At 72.2% G+C, this 15239-nt stretch carries 16 protein-coding genes and 1 riboswitch; of the genes, 7 read left to right on the top strand and 9 right to left on the bottom strand.

What is annotated here, in order from left to right; all coding sequences use genetic code 11:
* On the top strand, positions 1-957 hold the full coding sequence (locus tag ACZ42A_RS08680) for an ABC transporter substrate-binding protein (protein ID WP_468526452.1): 957 nt from the start codon (positions 1-3) through the stop codon (positions 955-957).
* A gap of 3 nt (positions 958-960) precedes the next feature.
* Here ACZ42A_RS08680 and ACZ42A_RS08675 read toward each other — a convergent pair whose 3' ends face one another.
* Genes ACZ42A_RS08675 through ACZ42A_RS08665 form a run of 3 tightly spaced genes read right to left on the bottom strand, consistent with a single transcriptional unit; the run spans position 961 to position 2620 of the window.
* Positions 961-1683 carry an isocitrate lyase/PEP mutase family protein gene (locus ACZ42A_RS08675; RefSeq protein WP_468526451.1) on the bottom strand — a complete coding sequence of 241 codons (723 nt, stop codon included), beginning with the start codon at positions 1681-1683 and terminating at the stop codon, positions 961-963.
* The gene (locus ACZ42A_RS08670; protein WP_468526450.1) at positions 1677-2129 is read right to left on the bottom strand and encodes a carboxymuconolactone decarboxylase family protein; all 453 of its coding nucleotides are present in this window, start codon (positions 2127-2129) and stop codon (positions 1677-1679) included. The genes ACZ42A_RS08675 and ACZ42A_RS08670 overlap by 7 nt, the downstream gene beginning before the upstream one ends.
* Complete coding sequence (locus ACZ42A_RS08665) at positions 2126-2620, bottom strand: carboxymuconolactone decarboxylase family protein (protein WP_468526449.1); 495 nt, start codon at positions 2618-2620, stop codon at positions 2126-2128. The genes ACZ42A_RS08670 and ACZ42A_RS08665 overlap by 4 nt, the downstream gene beginning before the upstream one ends.
* Before the next feature lie 47 nt (positions 2621-2667).
* Here ACZ42A_RS08665 and pdxR point away from each other — a divergent pair, with 47 nt between their 5' ends.
* The 3 genes from pdxR (at position 2668) to ACZ42A_RS08650 (ending at position 5725) form a co-directional block, all read left to right on the top strand.
* Positions 2668-4050 carry a MocR-like pyridoxine biosynthesis transcription factor PdxR gene (gene pdxR / locus ACZ42A_RS08660; protein ID WP_468526448.1) on the top strand — a complete coding sequence of 461 codons (1383 nt, stop codon included), beginning with the start codon at positions 2668-2670 and terminating at the stop codon, positions 4048-4050.
* A 106-nt stretch (positions 4051-4156) separates the two neighbouring features.
* Complete coding sequence (locus ACZ42A_RS08655) at positions 4157-4528, top strand: hypothetical protein (RefSeq protein WP_468526447.1); 372 nt, start codon at positions 4157-4159, stop codon at positions 4526-4528.
* Positions 4529-4540: 12 nt separating this feature from the next.
* Entirely contained in the window at positions 4541-5725 is a 1185-nt protein-coding gene (locus ACZ42A_RS08650) for a glutathionylspermidine synthase family protein (RefSeq protein WP_468526446.1), read from the top strand.
* Between the two features lie 54 nt (positions 5726-5779).
* Here ACZ42A_RS08650 and rocD read toward each other — a convergent pair whose 3' ends face one another.
* The gene (rocD, locus tag ACZ42A_RS08645; RefSeq protein ID WP_468526445.1) at positions 5780-6988 is read right to left on the bottom strand and encodes an ornithine--oxo-acid transaminase; all 1209 of its coding nucleotides are present in this window, start codon (positions 6986-6988) and stop codon (positions 5780-5782) included.
* Between the two features lie 103 nt (positions 6989-7091).
* A riboswitch (ZMP/ZTP riboswitch) is annotated at positions 7092-7185 on the top strand.
* A gap of 32 nt (positions 7186-7217) precedes the next feature.
* On the opposite strand from rocD, the gene ACZ42A_RS08640 reads away from it, so the two are divergent.
* On the top strand, positions 7218-8672 hold the full coding sequence (locus ACZ42A_RS08640) for a glycine hydroxymethyltransferase (protein ID WP_468526444.1): 1455 nt from the start codon (positions 7218-7220) through the stop codon (positions 8670-8672).
* Positions 8673-8685: 13 nt separating this feature from the next.
* Here the strand turns inward: ACZ42A_RS08640 and ACZ42A_RS08635 are convergent, their stop codons facing one another.
* The 3 genes from ACZ42A_RS08635 to ACZ42A_RS08625 form a co-directional block, all read right to left on the bottom strand.
* Positions 8686-9426: a hypothetical protein gene (locus tag ACZ42A_RS08635; protein ID WP_468526443.1), complete on the bottom strand. Its 741-nt coding sequence runs from the start codon at positions 9424-9426 to the stop codon at positions 8686-8688.
* Between the two features lie 130 nt (positions 9427-9556).
* A complete protein-coding gene (locus tag ACZ42A_RS08630) occupies positions 9557-10417 on the bottom strand; it encodes a hypothetical protein (RefSeq protein WP_468526442.1) in 861 nt (286 codons plus the stop codon).
* The gene (locus tag ACZ42A_RS08625; protein ID WP_468526441.1) at positions 10410-10970 is read right to left on the bottom strand and encodes an RNA polymerase sigma factor; all 561 of its coding nucleotides are present in this window, start codon (positions 10968-10970) and stop codon (positions 10410-10412) included. Before ACZ42A_RS08625 ends, ACZ42A_RS08630 begins: the two co-directional genes overlap by 8 nt.
* A gap of 131 nt (positions 10971-11101) precedes the next feature.
* Here ACZ42A_RS08625 and trpS point away from each other — a divergent pair, with 131 nt between their 5' ends.
* Positions 11102-12115 (top strand): tryptophan--tRNA ligase, encoded by a 1014-nt coding sequence (gene trpS / locus ACZ42A_RS08620; protein ID WP_468526440.1) that lies wholly within the window; start codon positions 11102-11104, stop codon positions 12113-12115.
* Positions 12116-12370: 255 nt separating this feature from the next.
* Complete coding sequence (locus ACZ42A_RS08615; protein WP_468526439.1) at positions 12371-12952, top strand: 2'-5' RNA ligase family protein; 582 nt, start codon at positions 12371-12373, stop codon at positions 12950-12952.
* Positions 12953-13005: 53 nt separating this feature from the next.
* On the opposite strand, the gene ACZ42A_RS08610 is transcribed toward ACZ42A_RS08615, so the two are convergent.
* Both ACZ42A_RS08610 and ACZ42A_RS08605 read right to left on the bottom strand, forming a co-directional pair.
* Positions 13006-13761, bottom strand: a complete 756-nt coding sequence (locus ACZ42A_RS08610) for a decaprenylphospho-beta-D-erythro-pentofuranosid-2-ulose 2-reductase (protein WP_468526438.1) — start codon at positions 13759-13761, stop codon at positions 13006-13008.
* Positions 13762-13769: 8 nt separating this feature from the next.
* A complete protein-coding gene (locus ACZ42A_RS08605; protein WP_468526437.1) occupies positions 13770-15125 on the bottom strand; it encodes an FAD-binding oxidoreductase in 1356 nt (451 codons plus the stop codon).
* Positions 15126-15239 lie beyond the last annotated feature (114 nt).

Here is a 15239-nt window from a genome sequence, read left to right as displayed (position 1 = left end):
ATGCGACTGCGTACGACCACCGCGGTGGCCGGCGCGTCGGCACTCCTGCTGCTGACGGGTTGCGGCGCCGCCGACATGACCAAGCAGGCCTCGCCGTTCGCGAACGCCCAGGGCGCGAAGACGGTGACCCTGTCCGTGCAGTCCTGGGTGGGCGCCCAGGCCAATGTGGCCGTCGCCCAGTACCTGCTGGAGCACGAACTGGGCTACCGCGTCGACACCGTCCAGGTCGACGAGGTCCCCGCCTGGGACGCGCTCAGCCAGGGCCGCGTCGACGCGCTCCTGGAGGACTGGGGACACCCGGAGCAGGAACAGCGGTACGTCCAGGACAAGAAGACCGTCACCCGGGGCGGCGACCTCGGCGTGACCGGACACATCGGCTGGTACGTCCCCACGTACTTCGCCAAGCAGCACCCGGACGTCACCGACTGGAAGAACCTCGACAAGTACGCCGACGACTTCCGCACCGCGGAGAGCGGCGACAAGGGCCAGCTGATGGACGGCTCGCCGTCCTACGTCACCAACGACAAGGCCCTGGTGAAGAACCTGGACCTGGACTACCAGGTCGTCTTCGCCGGCTCCGAGGCCGCGCAGATCACCCAGATCAAGCAGTTCGCCAAGGAGAAGAAGCCCTTCCTGACGTACTGGTACTCCCCGCAGTGGCTGTTCGAGAAGGTCCCGATGACCGAGGTGAAGCTGCCGCCCTACAAGGAGGGCTGCGACGCGGACCCGGCGAAGGTCGCCTGCGCCTACCCGCACACCCCGCTGCAGAAGTACCTGAACACCGACTTCGCCGAGAAGGGCGGCGACGCGGCGGCCTTCCTGAAGAACTTCAAGTGGACCACCGAGGACCAGAACGAGGTCTCCCTGATGATCGCCGAGCAGAAGCTCAGCCCCGAGGAGGCGGCGAAGAAGTGGGCGGAGCGGCACGAGTCGACGTGGAAGGCGTGGCTGCCGTGACCCTTATCCGGTGAGTTCGGCTGCGATCTCCCTCAGGGCCGCCGTCGCCCGCCGCTGGAGACCCGGCCCGAAGGTGATACGGGTGGCCCCTCGTGCGCCGAGTTCGGCGAACGAGGGGCCCTCGCCCACCTGCGCGACGGCGTTGAGCGGCCCCTCGATCCCGGCCCGCAGCAGCGGCAGGACGTCCACCGGGGCGAAGATCGGGTACACACAGTCGGCACCCGCGGCGACGTACAGCCGCGCCCGCTCGATCGTCTCCGCCACGTCCGGGACCTGCCGTACGAACGTGTCCACGCGCGCGTTGACGAACAGCCGGTCGCCCGCCGCGGCCCGCACCTCGGCGAGGAACCCGGCCTGCTCGTGCGGGTCCTTGAGCACCCCGTCCGCGGAGTCCTCCAGGTTGCAGCCCACGACACCCGCCTCCAGCAGCCGCTCCACCAGCTCCTTCGGCGCCAGCCCGTAACCGTCCTCCACGTCCGCCGACACCGGCACGTCCACCGCCCGCGCGATCCGTGCGACCGCCGCGAACATCTCGTCGGCCGGGGTCTCGCCGTCGGCGTAACCGAGGGAGGCGGCGACACCGGCGCTCGGCGTGGCCAGGGCCGGGAAACCGGCGTCGACGAGGGCGCGGGCGGACGCGGCGTCCCAGGGGCCTGGCAGGACGAGGGGGTCGCCGGGGGCGCGGTCGTGGTGCAGCGCGCGGAAGGTCTCCGCCTTGGTCACCATGCCGTACTCCCCGCGGGGATCCGCCGGCTGACCATCAGCCGGTTCCAGCCGTTGATGACGGTGATCAGGGCGATGAGGTGGGCGAGCCGGCCGTCGTCGAAGTGCTTGGCCGCTGTCTCGTACACCTCGTCCGGGACGAAGCCCTCCGTGAGGACGGTGACCGCCTCGGTCAGCGCGAGGGCGGCCCGCTCGCGCTCGTCGAAGACCTCGTCCCCGGCCTCCCGCCAGACGGCGAGCAGGTCGAGCTGCCGCTCGCTCACTCCATGCTCGCGGGCGATCTCCAGATGCATGTCCAGACAGAACGCGCACTGGTTGAGCTGCGAGGCGCGGATCTGGACCAGTTCGGCGAGGGCCGGGTCCCCGAGGCCCCGCCTTGCGGCGGCGCTCAGGGACTGCAGCGTGGTGCGGACGTCGGGGGAGAGGTGGGTGGTGCGCACGGTGGTCACTTGTGGCCGCCCGGCTGGTAGTGGCCGGGCACCCGGCGGCAGGTCACACCGAACCGGTTCCACGCGTTGATCACTGTGATCGAGGCGATCAGCTGCGCCAGCTCGGCCTCCTCGAAGTGCTTCGCCGCCTTCTCGTACACCTCGTCGGGGACGAAGCCGTCCGTGAGGACGGTGACCGCCTCGGTCAGCTCCAGCGCCGCCAGCTCCTTCTCGGTGTAGTAGTGCGGCGACTCCTCCCACGCGCTCAGCTGGATGATCCGCTCGGCGCTCTCGCCCGCCGCCAGCGCGTCCTTGCTGTGCATGTCGAGGCAGAGCGCGCAGTGGTTGAGCTGCGAGGCGCGGATCTTCACCAGCTCGCGCAGCTTCGGGTCCAGGCCCTGCTGGGCGGCCGCGTCGAGCCGGACCATCGCCTTGAAGACATCGGGGGCGAGAGCGGCCCAGTCGAGGCGGGCGGTGGGCTCGGGGGCGTAGTCAACGGTCTCTGTGGTCATGCCCTCGACCCTAGGAGCCAGGCTGCCCAGGCGTATGGTCCATTTCCATGCCGAAACCATGGGCCACTCTGGGCATCGACCTGCATCTCGAACCGGCCGGCGGCGGAGTGCGCCGAGGCCTGACGGACGCCCTGCGAGACGCCGTCCGCACCGGCCGCCTCGCCCCCGGCACCCGGCTGCCGTCCTCCCGCTCGCTCGCCGCCGACCTGGGCCTCGCCCGCAACACCGTCGCCGGCGCCTACGCCGACCTGGTCGCCGAGGGCTGGCTCACCGCCCGCCAGGGCTCCGGCACCCGGGTCGCCGACCGCGCCGTACCGCCGCCCGCGCAGCGCCCGACGCCCTCCCCGAGCCGCACCGGACGCCCCGCGTACAGCCTGATCCCCGGCACCCCCGACCTCGCCTCCTTCCCGCGCACCCAGTGGCTCAAGGCCGCCCGCCGCGCCCTGACCGCGGCCCCGAACGACGCCCTCGACTACGGCGACCCCCGCGGCCGCGTCGAACTGCGCACCGCCCTCGCCGGCTACCTGGCCCGCGCCCGGGGCGTGCGCACCGACCCGGACCGGATCGTCGTCAGCGCCGGTTTCGCCCACGGGCTGCGGCTGCTCGCCCAGGTCCTGCACGCGCGCGGGCTGCGCACCCTGGCGGTGGAGTCGTACGGCCTCGATGTGCACTGGGAGCTGGTCGAGCGGGCCGGGCTGCGGACGGAGCCTCTGCCCTTCGACGCGTCCGGCACCGACCCGGGCGGCCTGACCGACGCCCGCGCCGTCCTGCTGACCCCCTCCCACCAGTTCCCGATGGGCGTGGCCCTGCACCCCGAGCGGCGCGCGGCCGTCGTCGACTGGGCCCGCCGCACCGGCGGACTGATCCTGGAGGACGACTACGACGGCGAGTTCCGCTACGACCGCCAGCCCGTCGGCGCCCTCCAGAACCTCGACCCCGACCACGTCGTCTACCTCGGCACCGCCAGCAAGTCCCTCGCCCCCGGACTGCGCCTGGGCTGGATGGTGCTGCCGCCGTCGCTGGTGGACGAGATGTGCGGACTCGGCGACTCCTCCGTGGCCGTCCTCGACCAGCTCACCCTCGCCGAGTTCCTCACCTCCGGCGCCTACGACCGTCATGTCCGCGCCGCCCGGCTGCGCTACCGGCGCCGCCGGGACGCCCTGGTCACCGCCGTCGCCGCCCGGGCCCCCGAGGTGACCGTCACCGGCATCGCGGCCGGACTGCACGCCCTGCTCCAACTCCCGCCCGGCACCGAACAGTCCGTGGTCCGCGCGGCCGCCTGGCACGGGCTCGCGGTGCACGGCCTCTCCCGCTACCGTCACCCCTCCGCCCCCGCCCGTCCCGTCGACGCCCTGGTCGTCGGCTACGGCACCCCACCCGACCACGCATGGGCGGGAACCTTGGAGGCCCTGTGCAGCGTCCTGCCCTAGAGTGACCGTGCTCAGTCACGCCCCGTATGATCGCGGGCCGATGCCACGGACACGGCAGCGGATGCCAGGGGCACCGCGGCGCACGGGGAACGGGGAGAAGAACGACATGGCAGACAACCGGCGACGGCTGCGCTCCAGCACCGTCGTGCTCGGCGGGATGGGCGTGATCGCCGCGGCCCTCACCTCCTGCGGCTCCGACCCCGACCGCCGCTGCGTCGACCGCGACAGCTACGACTACATCAACGGCTACAAGGTCATCGCCGACAAGAACTGCAAGTCCGGTTCCTCCTCGTCGTCGTACGGCAAGTCCGGGAAGTCCGGCAAGGGCAAGACGAGCGGCGGCACGCGCGTCGACGCCGCCTGGTACTACGACGCCGAAGTCAGCGGCGGCTACGCCGACTACGGCACCTTCAGCCGCGAGGAGGCCGTCGACCGCGGCGGCTTCGGCTGCTCCGGATCCGGCAGCGGCGGCGGCTGAGCAGACGTACCGATGGAACGCCGCACCATCGAGCCCCGCCCCGGCTGGCAGCAGACCGTCGAGGAACAGGGCCTGATCTACCCGCTCACCCGCTACCCCGACGACTCCCTGCGCCCCTACTGGGACGAGAGCGCCTACTACGTCTTCTCCCTGGAGGAGATCGAGGCCATGGAGGACGTCGTCGAGGAACTGCACCGTATGTGCCTCGCGGCCGCCGACCACATCGTCAGCGCCGACCGCTTCGCCGACCTGGGCATCACCGACCCGCGGATCGCCCGCGCCGTCGCCGAGGCCTGGCACCGCCGCGCCGAACTCCCCTCCGTCTACGGCCGCTTCGACCTCCGCTACGACGGCCGCGGCCCGGCCAAACTGCTCGAGTACAACGCCGACACCCCCACCTCCCTCGTCGAGGCCGCCTCCCCCCAGTGGTTCTGGATGGAGGAGCGCTTCCCCGGCGCCGACCAGTGGAACTCCCTCCACGAACGCCTCGTCGACGCCTGGCGCAAGCAGGCCCCCCTGCTGCCGCCCGGCAGCCCCCTCTACTTCGCCTACTCCAGCGCCGACGAACTCGGCGAGGACCTGATGACGGTCGCCTACCTCAAGGAGACCGCCGAACAGGCCGGCCTCGACACCGGCTGGATCTCCATGGAGGAGATCGGCTGGGACCGTCTCTCCGGCCGCTTCGTCGACCAGCAGCTCCGCTTCATCCGCAGCTGCTTCAAGCTCTACCCCTGGGAGTGGCTCACCACCGACCGCTTCGCCGACCACGTCCTCGACACCCTCGACAACGGCGGCGGCACCGGCACCACCCTGTGGATCGAGCCCGCCTGGAAGATGCTGCTCAGCAACAAGGCCCTCCTCGCCATCCTCTGGGAGCTCTACCCGGGCCACCCCAACCTCCTCCCCGCCTATCTCGACGGCCCCCGCGACCTCGCCGCCACCACCGGCTACGTCGCCAAGCCCCTGCTCGGCCGCGAGGGCGCCGGCGTGACCGTCCACCAGCCCGGCACCGCCCCCGTTGTCCGCGACGAGCCCTGCTGCTACCAGCAACTCGCCCCGCTCCCCGACTTCGACGGCAACCACGTCGTCCTCGGCACCTGGGTCGTCGAGGGCGAGGCGGCAGGCCTCGGCATCCGCGAGTCCTCCGGCCTGATCACGGACGAGTACGCCCGCTTCCTGCCGCACGTGATCCTGTAGCCGGAGCCGGAGCCGGAGCCGGAGCCGGGACCGGGACCGGAGCCGAGGCAGCGGTCACCGGACGTCCAGCACCGCCCGCAGCTGCGCCAGCCCCCAGTCCAGGTCCTCCTCCCCGATGACCAGCGGCGGCGCGATGCGGATCGTCGCGCCATGGGTGTCCTTCACCAGCACACCCCGGTCCATCAGCTTCTCGGACACCTGCCGCGCCGTGCCGTACCGCGGATGCACATCCACCCCCGCCCACAGCCCCCGCCCGCGCACCTGCGTCACCCGCCCGGTCCCGGCCAGGGCCGCGAGCTCCCGGTGCAGATGCTCGCCCAGCTCCGCCGCCCGCGCCTGGTACTCGCCCGACCGCAGCATCGCCATCACCTCCAGCGCGACCGCGCACGCCAGCGGATTCCCGCCGAACGTCGACCCGTGCTCCCCGGGCCGGAAGACCCCCAGCACCTCGGCCGACGACACCACCGCCGACACCGGCACGATCCCGCCGCCCAGCGCCTTCCCCAGCACATACACGTCCGGCACCACCCCCTCGTGCTCACAGGCGAACGTCCGCCCGGTCCGCCCCAGCCCCGACTGGATCTCGTCCGCGACGAGCAGCACATTCCGCTGCCGCGTCAGCTCCCGCACCGCCGGCAGATATCCGGCCGGCGGCACCAGCACCCCCGCCTCGCCCTGGATCGGTTCGATCAGCACCGCGACCGTGTTCTCCGTCAGCGCCTGGCGCATCGCCGTCAGATCCCCGTACGGCACGATCTCGAACCCCGGCGTGTACGGGCCGTAGTCCGCCCGCGCCTCCGGATCCGTGGAGAAGCTGATGATCGTCGTCGTCCGCCCGTGGAAGTTCCCGCCCGCGACCACGATCTTCGCCATCTCCGCGGGCACCCCCTTCACCCGATACCCCCACTTCCGCGCCGTCTTCACCGCCGTCTCCACCGCCTCAGCCCCGGTGTTCATCGGCAGCACCATCTCCATTCCGCACAGCTCGGCGAGCTGCGCGCAGAAGGCCCCGAACCGGTCGTGGTGGAACGCCCGTGAGGTCAGCGTCACCCGGTCCAGCTGCGCCTTCGCCGCCTCCACCAGCCGCCGGTTGCAGTGGCCGAAATTGAGCGCCGAGTAACCGGCCAGCAGATCCAGATAGCGGCGGCCCTCCACATCCGTCATCCACGCCCCGTCGGCGTCCGCGACCACCACCGGCAGCGGGTGGTAGGTGTGCGCGCTGTGGGCTTCTGCGGCGGCGATCAGGTCGTCCGTGGCGGTCATGGCACCTCCAGAAGGTGAACCAGAAGCTGAGGCGCCCTCCTTCCTATCGTCGCTCGCATGGTGGACGCGGGAACTTCGCTCTCCGGCGCGCCCGGTAGGCTGAGCCACGGGCCGTGACTGGCGCGCTTGGGATGGGACCGACCATCGGGGAGCGGCCCGAGCGAGAAGAAACTGTGCCGTGCGCCTGGGCCGAACCGTGTACGCCGAACGCCACGTCCGGAGGTCCCTGATGTCTGACACGTCTGCGCCCCTCTCCACCGAGTCCACCGCCTTCCGAGCCGCCCTCGACGTGATCCGCGCCGTCGAGCCGCGCGTGGCCGACGCCATCGGCCAGGAGGTCGCCGACCAGCGCGAGATGCTCAAGCTGATCGCCTCCGAGAACTACGCCTCCCCGGCCACCCTGCTGGCCATGGGCAACTGGTTCAGCGACAAGTACGCCGAGGGCACCATCGGCCGCCGCTTCTACGCGGGCTGCCGCAACGTGGACACCGTCGAGTCGCTCGCCGCCGAGCACGCCAAGGAACTCTTCGGCGCGCGCCACGCCTACGTCCAGCCGCACTCCGGCATCGACGCCAACCTCGTCGCCTTCTGGTCCGTCCTCGCCCAGCGCGTCGAGCTCCCCGCCCTGGAGAAGGCGGGCGTCCGCCAGGTCAACGACCTCTCCGACGCCGACTGGGCCGAACTGCGCCAGGCCTTCGGCAACCAGCGCATGCTCGGCATGTCCCTGGACGCCGGCGGCCACCTCACCCACGGCTTCCGCCCGAACATCTCCGGCAAGATGTTCGACCAGCGTTCCTACGGCACCGACCCCGCCACCGGCCTTCTCGACTACGAGGCCCTGCGCGCCACCGCCCGCGAGTTCAAGCCGCTGATCATCGTCGCCGGCTACTCCGCCTACCCCCGTCTGGTGAACTTCCGCATCATGCGCGAGATCGCCGACGAGGTCGGAGCGACCCTGATGGTCGACATGGCCCACTTCGCGGGTCTCGTCGCCGGCAAGGTCCTCACCGGCGACTTCGACCCGGTCCCGCACGCCCAGATCGTCACCACGACCACCCACAAGTCGCTGCGCGGCCCGCGCGGCGGCATGGTCCTGTGCGACGACTCCCTCAAGGACCAGGTCGACCGCGGCTGCCCGATGGTCCTCGGCGGCCCGCTCCCGCACGTCATGGCCGCCAAGGCCGTCGCCTTCGCCGAGGCCCGTCAGCCCTCCTTCCGCGACTACGCCCAGCGCATCGTCGACAACTCCCGCGCCCTCGCGGAAGGCCTGATGCGCCGCGGCGCCACCCTCGTCACCGGCGGCACCGACAACCACCTCAACCTGATCGACGTCGCCTCCTCCTACGGCCTCACCGGCCGCCAGGCCGAGGCCGCCCTCCTCGAGTCCGGGATCGTCACCAACCGCAACGCCATCCCGGCCGACCCCAACGGCGCCTGGTACACGTCCGGCATCCGCATCGGCACCCCCGCCCTGACCACCCGCGGCCTGGGCACCGCCGAGATGGACGAGGTCGCCGGTCTCATCGACCGCGTCCTCACCACCACCGAGCCGGGCACCACCAAGTCCGGCGCGCCCTCCAAGGCCGCCCACGTCCTCGACCCGAAGGTCGCGGACGAGATCTCCCGCCGCGCCACCGACCTCGTGGCCGGCTTCCCGCTGTACCCGGAGATCGACCTCGGCTGACCCGGCCTCCGGCTCAGAGGTCGATCAGCTCCTGACGTGGCTCCCCTCGCGGCGGTCCGGCTTCCGGCCGGGCCGCCGCGCGGCGTATCAGCAGCGAACCGCCCGCCCCCAGAGCCAGCCCGGCGGCCAGCCCCGGTATCGCCCAGCTCCAGCCGCTGTCGGCGTCCGACGGCGAGGAGGCGGCGCGGGCGACGGCGGGCGACTCGCCGCCCCCGTCGGTCTGCGTGTCGGGTTCGCCCACCGTGGGCACGGCGGGCACGGCACGCCGATCACCCTCGGCCCCGGGGCCCATCACGCCCAGCTCCTTCAGCAGGGCGCGCAGCGCGGTCGGCCGCTCGGCGCGATGCCAGTGGCCGTTCCTCGATGCCGGCAGGTTCGTCGCCGTGTGGATCCAGACCGCCGTGGAGTCGGCGTCCGGATAGACCTGGTCCATGCGCCAGGGGTCCACGTCGTGCAGCAGCCACGTCACGTTGATCTGCCGTGCGCCGACCAGATCGGCCTCCGGCGCCTTGGTGCGACTGCCCACCCCCGGCTGCCCCAGGAGTCGGTCCAGCTGCCCGTACTTCCGATCGGAATAGACCAGCCCGGTGGCCTCCGAGCTCTCCGGCGAGACCACCAGCACGCTGGTCGGCCCGCCGGCCGAGGCGGACGGCGCGCCCCACACCACCAGCGTCACCGCCATGGCCGTCCCCAGCGCCGCCGACGCCGCCCCTGCCCGACAGCCGCGTTTGCCCTGCTCCCTCAGCCTGCGCATCCGAATCCCCCAACCAGATGATCCCTGTGCGGCCCGGCCGCGAGCCGCGTGTCACTTCTGGTACACCGCCCGGCCCGCCGGGGTTCCCACCTTCCGCGGAGTTTTCTCGAGATGCCGGGGGCCCTCGCGGTCACCGCCCCAGCGACCGTGCGATTCCCACAGCCCGCCCCTTCTCCGCCACGCCTTCCAGCCGGAGCGTCACCGTGCTCCGGCCCGTGCCGTGGGTCCACAGCAGGGTCGGGCCGGCCGTGCGCTGCTCCCGGGTGAAGCGGCCGCCGTCCGCGTCCACCAGCCACAGATCCAGCAGGTGCGGCTTCGGGAACCACAGCGCCGGATCCGGCCCCACGTCCTGACCGGCGGCGCCGCCCAGCGGCACCCACTCCGGCTGCTCCGGCACGGTCTTCACGAAGCCGACGTCCAGGCGGGCCGGATGCTCGTCCAGCCGTATCGTGCGGCCGCCGTCGCGCCAGCACAGGGTCACCAGGAAGCGGCCCTGAGGCTCGGCGGTCACCGTCACCGCGTCCGGGCTGCCCAGCGCCGGAGGGACCAGCGGTTCGAAGCCCGCCCGCCGCTCGGCCTGCGCGAGCGACACCGGGTGGCGGCCGCAGCCGGGCACCTCGGCTCCGGCCGAGGGGGTCGCCGACGGGTCGTACCGCACCTCCACCCCGCCGAAGCCGAACCAGTCGACGACCGCGGCCCGCACCGGAGGCGTGAGCGCGAGCAGCGCCAGCAGCCCGCACAGCGTCGCCGTCAGCGCACGCCACCGCTCCCGGGCCCAGCGCCGCACCGCCCGCAGCCGCTCGGCGGCACCCGGCGGCTCGGGCACCGGAACCGGCACACGCTCGGCCAGTATCTGTCCCAGCACCCGCTCGACCATCGTCTCGGCGCCGTCCGCCGCACCGGGCGCGTCCAGCGACCGCCCCAGCGCCCGCAGCTCCTCGGGCAGCCGGCCGGCGCCCGTGCCCTCGGACGGCTCGCGTCCCTCACTCACACTCGTCACCCCCTTCCCGAGGCTGAAAATCGGGCAGCAACCGGCCCAGCTTGCGCAGCGCCCGATTGAGCCGGGACTTCACCGTCCCCCGGGGCCAGCCCAGCGCCTGCGCGGTCTCGGACTCGTCCATCTCCAGCAGATAGCGGTACGTGACGACCAGGCGATGCTCCTCGCTCAGCTTCTCCAGCGCGGCCAGCAGGGCCGCGCGGCGCTCGCTCTCCAGCGTCGCCACCGCCGGGTCCGCCGATTCCGGTATCAACGGCTCCGCCTCCGCGAACGCCGCCTCCCGGCTGGCGAGCGTGCGCTGGCGCGCCGCCGTCCGCACTGTGTTCCTCGTCTCATTGGCGACGATCGACAGCAGCCACGGCTTGAACGCCGAGCCGTCCTTGAAACGGCCCAGCGCGCAGTACGCCTTGACGAAGGCCTGCTGCACCACGTCCTCCGCGTCCGCACCGGCACCGAGCGCGGCGGCCGCCCGCAGGGCGATGCCCGTGTGGGCACGCACCAGCTCCGCGTACGCCTCCGGATCTCCGGCCCGTACGCGTGCGATCACCGCGGCCTCATCGACGATGCGGCCCCCCTCCCGCGTCCTCACACCTTTGTTACACCGCAGGAGACGGATCGGTTCCCACCTGTTCCCGACCAGTTCCGGAGCGGCCCCCGCGCTCTGCGAGAATGGTGGGCATGGCCTCTGATCGACCCCGCGTGCTCTCCGGTATCCAGCCCACCGCCGGCTCGTTCCACCTCGGCAACTACCTCGGCGCCGTCCGTCAGTGGGTGGCCCTGCAGGAGTCCCACGACGCCTTCTACATGGTCGTCGACCTGCACGCGATCACGGTCCCGCAGGACCCGAAGGAGCTGCGTGCCAACACCCGGCTCGCCGCCGCGCAGCTGCTCGCGGCCGGGCTCGACCCGGAGCGCTGCACCCTGTTCGTCCAGAGCCACGTCCCCGAGCACGCGCAGCTCGGCTGGGTCATGAACTGCCTCACCGGCTTCGGCGAGGCGTCCCGGATGACCCAGTTCAAGGACAAGTCCGCCAAGCAGGGCGCCGACCGGGCCTCCGTCGGCCTGTTCACGTACCCGATCCTGCAGGTCGCGGACATCCTCCTGTACCAGGCCAACGAGGTCCCGGTCGGCGAGGACCAGCGCCAGCACATCGAGCTGACCCGCGACCTCGCCGAGCGCTTCAACGGCCGCTTCGGCCAGACGTTCACGGTCCCGAAGCCGTACATCCTCAAGGAGACGGCGAAGATCTACGACCTCCAGGACCCGGCGATCAAGATGAGCAAGTCGGCGTCGACGCCGAAGGGCCTCATCAACCTGCTCGACGAGCCGAAGACCACCGCCAAGAAGGTCAAGAGCGCGGTCACCGACACGGACACCGTGATCCGCTTCGACCCGGAGGCCAAGCCGGGCGTCAGCAACCTCCTCACCATCTACTCGACCCTCACCGGCACGGGAATCGCGGAACTGGAGCAGCAGTACGCCGGCAAGGGCTACGGTGCGCTGAAGACCGACCTCGCCGAGGTCATGGTCGAGTTCGTGACGCCCTTCCGGGAGCGCACCCAGCAGTACCTGGACGACCCGGAGACGCTGGACTCGATCCTGGCCAAGGGCGCGGAGAAGGCCCGCGCCGTCGCCGCGGAGACGCTGGCGCAGGCCTACGACCGGGTGGGTTTCCTGCCGGCCAAGCACTGAGCCGGGCACCGGGCCGGGTACGAGGCGTGTAGTGCGCCGCGTACGCGGCGGGGCGCCGAGCCGCGTGCGGGTCGTGCGCGGAAGATCCGGTTCGGTCCGCACCACGCACAGCGCTGCACATCACTACGGCTGCGCCTGCCCACGGCCCGGCCGTGGCCTTACAGTCGATAGCCGGACGGCCGCACGCGCGGCCGTCCGCGCACACACAGACGTAGCGACACGATCAGACGTACCGACACGACGACAGGAGACGACGTGGGGACCGTAACGATCGGTGTGTCGATCGCGGTCCCGGAGCCGCACGGCAGCCTGCTCCAGGAGCGGCGCGCGGGCTTCGGCGACGCCGCGGCTCACGGCATCCCCACGCATGTCACCCTGCTGCCGCCGACCGAGGTCGACGACGGCGCGCTGCCGGCCATCGAGGCACATCTCACCGCGGTCGCCGCGGCCGGGCGCTCGTTCCGGATGCGACTGTCCGGCACCGGCACCTTCCGGCCGCTGTCCCCGGTCGTGTTCGTCCAGGTCGTCGCGGGCGCGGAGGCCTGCAGCTGGCTGCAGATGCAGGTCCGTGACGCGTCGGGTCCGGTGGCACGCGAACTGCAGTTCCCGTACCACCCGCATGTCACGGTGGCGCACGGCATCGCCGAGGAGGCGATGGACCGCGCGTACGCGGAACTCGCCGACTACGAGGCCGAGTGGTCCTGCACCGGCTTCGCGCTCTACGAGCAGGGCGCCGACGGCGTCTGGCGCAAGCTCCGCGAGTTCACCTTCGGCGGCGGCCCGGTGGTGCCGCCGCAGGCGACGCCGGTGGAGCACGGCACGATTCCCAGCCGGTAGCCGGTAGCCGGTAGCCGGTAGCCGATAGCCGTACGCCTGGTCCGCGCGGGGCGCTAGATCGGCAGTCGGCGGAACACCGCGCGGGGCGCGTGGCGCAGGGCCGACATGGCCACGCGGAGCGCTCCCGGCACCCACACCGTCTCCGTGCGCCGTCGCAGGCCCAGCTCGATGGCCGTGGCGACCGCGTCGGGGGTGGTCGCGAGCGGGGGCTCGTCCAGGCCCGCCGTCATCCTCGAACGCACGAAGCCCGGGCGTACGACCATGACGTGCACGCCCGTCCCGTGCAGCGCGTCGCCCAGCCCCTGGGCGAAGGCGTCGAGGCCCGCCTTGCTGGAGCCGTAGATGAAGTTCGAGCGGCGGGCGCGCTCGGCGGCGACCGAGGAGAGGACGACCAGCGAGCCGTGGCCCTGGGTCTGCAGCGCGCGGGCGGTGACCAGGCCCGCCGACACCGCGCCGGTGTAGTTGGTCTGCGCGACGCGCACCGCGCTCACCGGCTCCCGCTCGTCGCGCGCCTGGTCGCCGAGGATGCCGAAGGCGAGCAGCACCATGTCGATGTCGCCCTCGGCGAAGACCTTGCCGAGGACCGTCTCGTGCGACTCGGGGTCGAGCGCGTCGAAGGCGACGGTGCGCACGTCGGCGCCCAGGGCGCGCAGGCTCTCGGCGGCCTGCTCCAGGCCGGGTGAGGGGCGGCCCGCGAGCCACACCGCGCGGGTGCGGCGGGTGATCAGGCGGCGCGCGGTGGCCAGGGCGATCTCGGACGTACCGCCGAGGACGAGCAGGGACTGGGGAAGGCCGAAGGCGTCCTTCACGGCGGCTCCTAGAGGGTGAGTCGGCGGGCGAGATCGGAGACGAACACCCCGCGCGGGTCGAGTTCGGCGCGCAGGGCGCGGAAGTCGTCCAGGCGCGGGTACATCGCGGCGAGCAGGTCCGGCCGCAGCCGGGCGTCCTTGGCGAGGTAGACGCGTCCGCCCGCCGCCGCGACCTCCTCGTCCAGTTCGTCGAGGAAGGCGTCGAGGCCGGGCAGCGTGGCCGGGATGTCGAGGGCCAGGGTCCAGCCGGGAGCCGGGAAGGAGAGCCAGCCCGGGTCGGCGTCCCCGAAGCGCTTGAGGACGGCCAGGAAGGACGGGCAGCGGCGCTCGGAGATCCGGCGCACGATCCGGCGCAGGGCCTCTTCCTGGCCGTATCCGACGACGAACTGGTACTGCACGAAGCCGCCGCGGCCGTAGATCCGGTTCCAGTGCGGCACGCCGTCCAGGGGGTGGAAGAAGGTGGAGATCTTCTGCAGTTCCCCGGCACGCGCGCGGGGGGCCCTGCGGTACCAGAGTTCGTTGAACAGGCCCACGGTCCGCCGGGTGAGCAGGCCCTCGGGGAGGAAGGCGGGGGCGGCCGGCAGCTGGGAGGGGCGGAAGGCGAGCGGGTCCTTACGCGCGCGCGTGCCCTTCGGCAGCGCGTCCAGGGGCGCGTGGTCGCCGCGGGTGAGCACCGCGCGGCCGGTCGCGGCGCCGCGCGCCAGCAGGTCGATCCAGGCGACGGAGTAGCGGTAGCGGTGGTCGCCGGCGGTCAGCCGGGCCATCAGGTCGTCGAGGTCGCGGGCGCGTTCGGTGTCGACCGACATCAGGGAGGTCTCGACCGGCTGGAGCTGGATCGTCGCGGTCAGGATGACGCCGGTCAGGCCCATGCCGCCGGTGGTCGCGTCGAACAGCGGGGTGCCGGGGCTCACGCTGTGGACGCCGCCGTCGGCCGTGAGGAGTTCCAGGGACAGCACATGCCGGGAGAAGGACCCGGAGACGTGGTGGTTCTTACCGTGGATGTCGGCGCCGATCGCCCCGCCGACCGTCACATAGCGGGTGCCGGGGGTCACCGGCACGAACCAGCCGAGCGGCAGCAGGAGTTGCATCAGCCGGTGCAGGGAGACGCCCGCGTCGCACAGCACGGTGCCGTTGTCGGCGTCGATCGCGTGGACGCGGTCCAGGCCGGTCATGTCGAGGACCGCTCCGCCGGCGTTCTGCGCCGCGTCCCCGTACGCCCGCCCCAGGCCCCTGGGGATGCCCCCGCGGGCCCCGCAGTCCCGGACGGCGGCCACGGCCTCCTCGTAGGTCCGGGGGCGGATCAGACGGGCGGCGGTGGGGGCGGTGCGGCCCCATCCCGTGACGGAGACGGTCTCGGCAGGCATGTCGGTGACCGTATCGCCCCTATAGAGGCGATTGGTTTTGAAACATTCACTCCCTCCCCGAAATGGGTGATTAATGGGATGTCGCTCAATATTGCCGGAGTTCCAGGGGCGTCG

The sequence above is a fragment of the Streptomyces sp. NPDC030838 genome (assembly GCF_055572035.1).
This window is presented reverse-complemented; position numbering and strand designations above follow the sequence as displayed.

Excerpts from the sequence above, each read along its gene's own strand:
- ACZ42A_RS08635 (WP_468526443.1), bottom strand. The coding sequence starts at position 9,426 with ATGCGCAGGCTGAGGGAGCAGGGCAAACGCGGCTGTCGGGCAGGGGCG.
- ACZ42A_RS08640 (WP_468526444.1), top strand. The coding sequence starts at position 7,218 with ATGTCTGACACGTCTGCGCCCCTCTCCACCGAGTCCACCGCCTTCCGA.
- pdxR (WP_468526448.1), top strand. The coding sequence starts at position 2,668 with ATGCCGAAACCATGGGCCACTCTGGGCATCGACCTGCATCTCGAACCG.
- ACZ42A_RS08680 (WP_468526452.1), top strand. The coding sequence starts at position 1 with ATGCGACTGCGTACGACCACCGCGGTGGCCGGCGCGTCGGCACTCCTG.
- rocD (WP_468526445.1), bottom strand. The coding sequence starts at position 6,988 with ATGACCGCCACGGACGACCTGATCGCCGCCGCAGAAGCCCACAGCGCG.
- ACZ42A_RS08605 (WP_468526437.1), bottom strand. The coding sequence starts at position 15,125 with ATGCCTGCCGAGACCGTCTCCGTCACGGGATGGGGCCGCACCGCCCCC.
- ACZ42A_RS08665 (WP_468526449.1), bottom strand. The coding sequence starts at position 2,620 with ATGACCACAGAGACCGTTGACTACGCCCCCGAGCCCACCGCCCGCCTC.
- ACZ42A_RS08675 (WP_468526451.1), bottom strand. The coding sequence starts at position 1,683 with ATGGTGACCAAGGCGGAGACCTTCCGCGCGCTGCACCACGACCGCGCC.
- trpS (WP_468526440.1), top strand. The coding sequence starts at position 11,102 with ATGGCCTCTGATCGACCCCGCGTGCTCTCCGGTATCCAGCCCACCGCC.
- ACZ42A_RS08655 (WP_468526447.1), top strand. The coding sequence starts at position 4,157 with ATGGCAGACAACCGGCGACGGCTGCGCTCCAGCACCGTCGTGCTCGGC.
- ACZ42A_RS08650 (WP_468526446.1), top strand. The coding sequence starts at position 4,541 with ATGGAACGCCGCACCATCGAGCCCCGCCCCGGCTGGCAGCAGACCGTC.